General features: G+C 69.4%; 4 protein-coding genes. 1 reads left to right on the forward strand and 3 read right to left on the reverse strand.

The features are described 5' to 3' along the window. On the forward strand, positions 1-1,884 hold a 1,884-nt coding region (gene thrS / locus K8V84_RS02540; protein ID WP_304069810.1), incomplete at its 5' end, for a threonine--tRNA ligase. A gap of 76 nt (positions 1,885-1,960) precedes the next feature. On the opposite strand, the gene K8V84_RS02545 is transcribed toward thrS, so the two are convergent. The 3 genes from K8V84_RS02545 to K8V84_RS02555 all read right to left on the reverse strand — a co-directional run bounded on the left by K8V84_RS02545 (position 1,961) and on the right by K8V84_RS02555 (position 4,083). Beyond that, a complete protein-coding gene (locus K8V84_RS02545) occupies positions 1,961-2,119 on the reverse strand; it encodes a hypothetical protein (RefSeq protein ID WP_304069813.1) in 159 nt (52 codons plus the stop codon). 97 nt (positions 2,120-2,216) lie between these two features. After that, entirely contained in the window at positions 2,217-2,891 is a 675-nt protein-coding gene (locus K8V84_RS02550) for a hypothetical protein (protein ID WP_304069815.1), read from the reverse strand. A 298-nt stretch (positions 2,892-3,189) separates the two neighbouring features. Further along, positions 3,190-4,083 carry a serine/threonine-protein kinase gene (locus tag K8V84_RS02555; RefSeq protein WP_304069818.1) on the reverse strand — a complete coding sequence of 298 codons (894 nt, stop codon included), beginning with the start codon at positions 4,081-4,083 and terminating at the stop codon, positions 3,190-3,192. Positions 4,084-4,169: the final 86 nt, after the last annotated feature.

Consider the following 4,169-nt stretch of genomic DNA (forward strand, 5'->3'; position numbering starts at 1 on the left):
GACGGCAGGACCGTGATCGCCGCCCTGGTCAACGGTGAACCCCGCGACCTGTTCCGGGAACTGGCCGATGGCGACACCGTCGAGCCGATCACGATCGACTCCGAGGAGGGGCGGGCGATCCTGCGCCACTCCACCGCGCACATCCTCGCCCAGGCCGTCCAAGAGCTCTTCCCCGAGGCCAAGCTGGGCATCGGCCCGCCCGTCGAGAACGGTTTCTACTACGACTTCGACGTCGCCGAGCCGTTCACCCCCGCCGATCTCAAGAGCATCGAGAAGAAGATGCAGCAGATCATCAAGCAGGGGCAGCGCTTCGACCGCCGGGTGGTCTCCGACGACGCGGCCCGCGCCGAACTGGCCACCGAGCCCTACAAGCTGGAACTGATCGGCCTCAAGGGCGGAGCCGCCGAGGCCGCCGAGGGCGCCTCCGCGGAGGTCGGCGCCGGTGAGCTCACCATCTACGACAACGTCCACCCGCGCACCGGCGAGCTGTGCTGGAAGGACCTGTGCCGTGGCCCCCACGTGCCCACCACCAAGGTCGTCCCCGCGTTCAAGCTGATGCGCACCGCCGCCGCCTACTGGCGCGGCAAGGAGACCAACCCGCAGTTGCAGCGCGTCTACGGCACCGCCTGGGAGGACAAGGAGTCGCTCAAGGCGTACCTGACCTTCCTGGAGGAGGCCGAGAAGCGCGACCACCGCAAGCTCGGCTCAGAGCTCGACCTGTTCTCCATCCCGGACGAGATCGGCTCCGGCCTGGCGGTCTTCCATCCCAAGGGCGGCATCATCCGTCGGGTCATGGAGGACTACTCGCGCAAGCGCCACGAGGAGAGCGGCTACGAGTTCGTCTACACCCCGCACGCCACCAAGAGCACCCTGTTCGAGAAGTCCCAGCACCTGAGCTGGTACGCGGACGGCATGTACCCCCCGATGCAGCTCGACGGCGGTCAGGACTACTACCTGAAGCCGATGAACTGCCCGATGCACAACCTGATCTTCGACGCGCGCGGGCGTTCCTACCGTGAGCTGCCCCTGCGCATGTTCGAGTTCGGCACCGTGTACCGGTACGAGAAGTCGGGTGTGGTGCACGGGCTGACCCGCGCACGCGGCTTCACCCAGGACGACGCGCACATCTACTGCACCAAGGAGCAGATGGCCGGCGAGCTCGACTCGCTGCTCACCTTCGTGCTGGACCTGCTGCGCGACTACGGCCTCGACGACTTCTACCTGGAGCTGTCCACCAAGGACCCGGAGAAGTACGTCGGTGAGGACGACGTCTGGGAGGAGGCCACCTCGATCCTGCGCGGGGCCGCCGAGAAGCAGGGGCTGGACCTGGTCATGGACCCGGGTGGCGCCGCCTTCTACGGACCGAAGATCTCAGTTCAGGCCAAGGACGCCATCGGCCGGACCTGGCAGATGTCCACCATCCAGCTGGACTTCAACCTGCCCGAGCTGTTCGACCTGGAGTACACCGCGGCCGACGGCTCCCGTCAGCGTCCGGTGATGATCCACCGTGCCCTGTTCGGTTCCATCGAGCGGTTCTTCGCGGTGCTGTTGGAGCACTACGCGGGCGCGTTCCCGGCGTGGCTGTCCCCGGTCCAGGTCGTGGGCATCCCCATCGCCGACGAGCACGTGCCCTACCTCCAGGAGGTCAAGGCCAAGCTGCGCGCCGAGGGTATTCGCGTGGAGGTGGACGCGAGCGACGACCGGATGCAGAAGAAGATCCGCAACGCCCAGAAGCAGAAGATCCCCTTCATGCTGCTGGCCGGTGACGACGACATCGCCAAGGGCGCGGTGTCCTTCCGCTACCGGGACGGTTCGCAGAACAACGGTGTGCCGGTCCACGAGGCGGTCGCCGAGATCGTCGCGACCGTCCGCGATCGCCGCTGATCCGGTTCCACGAAAGCACGGAGCGCCCGTCCTCTGCGAGGTCGGGCGCTCCTTTCGTGTGCTGCGGAAGGGCCGGTCAGGATCGTTCACGCGGGCGACGGGGTTCGTCGTCGTCCTTGAAGAGGTCCTCGCGGGAGATCTGGGCCGTGGCGTTGGGGTCGGGGGCGGCCTCCTCCTCGTCGTCCTTGAAGAGGTCGGCGCGTGAGATGCGGTGTGTGGCGTTGGGGTCGCTCATGGGGTCCACTCCTTGGAGGTCGGGGCAACCCGGATTTTATCCGCAGCTCACAGTGTGGCCGAACGTCCGGATTCGTGCACGCACGGTCGTGGCGGGGTCAGGTTCCGGTGGTGTGGGGTTGCCAGGCCCGGGGCGGGATCCGGTTCACCAGGTCGATCAGGTAGTCCGCCGCGGTCAACGCGCGGTCGGGGTCCAGCCGCATCGGTGCCCAGGTGAGGATGTGGTCGCCGGTGAACCGGATCGGCAGCGAGCGTGAGCGGCAGTCCGACAGCAGCCACGCGGCGGTCGCGTGGTCGAGCACGGCCCGGGTGAAGTGTTCGTCGGCGCCGACGGTGCGGAAGGCGCCGGAGAAGGAGACCTCGACCTGTGCGGGTTCGCCCCGTCCGTCGAAGGAGACGGCCCTGGCCAGGTCGCGGCGGTGGATCTCCAGATCCGCCCCGTGTCCGGGGGTGCGCACGGCCACGATGCGGTGCGTCGTGGCCTCGCCGCCGCGTCGGTCGGGGCCGTGGGTGAGTTCGAAGGCGGTGACCTGGTGGTGGCCTCGGTGGCCGGTCAGCACGTGGCGAGCGCGGGGGTCGTGACCTCGTAGCGCGTCGGGCAGGGTGACGCCTTCCAGGGGCGGAGAGCCTTGTTCGACGTACTCCCAGCCGTGTGCACGGGCCCAGGCGTTCAGTTCGCTGACGCGTTCCTTGCGAAAGTGCGCGGCGACGATGATCGCACCGGCGGACACCACGACGGTGGCCAGGGCGATCATCGGCAGGGCGCCTTCCATCCGGTGTCTCCTCATGAGGAATGTGAGAGGGCCCTGGGATCCGGGGCGGGGGCGCCGCGACTGTCCGGATCGGACGCGCGCCCGGAAAGAGCAGGGGGCCCGCGCCGGCCATGTGTGCCCATTCTGTGCCGTTTGTCGCTGGTTGTCACCCCTCGAAGGTGTTCCCCGGCGTCCCCGCGAGCACTTCCTTCGCACGGTGCACACCCGCCCCACCTGCGGTGTGACCGGCCATACTCGACCTTCACAGCGGGCGACCCACCACCATCCCGTTGTGAACGCTGTCCGGATGTGGCCACGATCAGTAGGGGCGCATGACGTCGTTCCGGGCCAGGGACAACAGGATCCGCTCGGGGGTCGGACGGAGTTCGGGGGTGGTCGCCAGCGCCGCGCGCACAGTGGAGAGGTATTCACCGGGCAGCCCGATCAGGTCGGCCTCCCCGCGCAGGATCCTGCGGGTGGTCGCCTCCGAGACGGAACCGAACGGGTTGCGTCCGGTGGCGGCGTAGACGGTCAGTTGACCCCAGCCGAACACGTCGGAGGCGGCCGATGCGGGGGCTCCTCGCAGGCGTTCGGGCGCGACCCATCCGGGGGTGCCCCAGACGGGGCCTTGCGGGGTCTGTTCGGCGCGCCGGGCGGCCACCCCGAAGTCCAGCACGCGGGGGCCGCGCGGGGAGAGGATGACGTTGCCGGGTTTGAGGTCGCGGTGCACGATTCCGGCGCGGTGGATGTCGGCCAGCGCCGAGGCGACCCCGGTGACCACCCGGGCCAGTGCGCGATCCCGCAGAGGACGCACGTTGCGCACCTGACGGCTCAAGGTGGGGCCGGGAACGTGCCCGAGGGCCAACCAGGGGATGACCGCCCCGGGCGCGGCCCCCGCGAACCGGGGAACGAACCGGCTGCGCACCCGACGCAGGGCCGCGACCTCCCGGGTGAAACGTTCCCTGAACTCGGGTTCGTCGACCAGTTCGGGGTGCACCGCCTTGACCGCCACCAGCCGACCGAAGCGCGAACGCGCGAGGTAGGCGGTCCCCATTCCGCCGGACCCGAGCCTGCCGAGCAAACGGTAGGGGCCCAGGCGCACGGGGTCGTGCGCCCCGAGCGGGGCCGCGCCGTCGGGGTCGTGCGACGGCGAGAAAAGGGGCGTGGGCACGGTGTCGAGTCCTCGGGGGGAGAGGGCGGGTACATCGAGCACGCCCATACTCTCAGCGCGTGCGCCCCGCCCCGTGGCGCGGGTCCCCTCCCCGATGAACTCGCCGGGAAACGGAACGCGGCCCCGGG

Source organism: Nocardiopsis listeri (assembly GCF_020741345.1).
Classification (GTDB): domain Bacteria; phylum Actinomycetota; class Actinomycetes; order Streptosporangiales; family Streptosporangiaceae; genus Nocardiopsis; species Nocardiopsis listeri_A.

Bases quoted from the DNA above. Each gene is read 5' to 3' on its own strand.
- K8V84_RS02545 (WP_304069813.1), bottom strand. From the start codon at position 2,119: ATGAGCGACCCCAACGCCACACACCGCATCTCACGCGCCGACCTCTTC.
- K8V84_RS02550 (WP_304069815.1), bottom strand. From the start codon at position 2,891: ATGGAAGGCGCCCTGCCGATGATCGCCCTGGCCACCGTCGTGGTGTCC.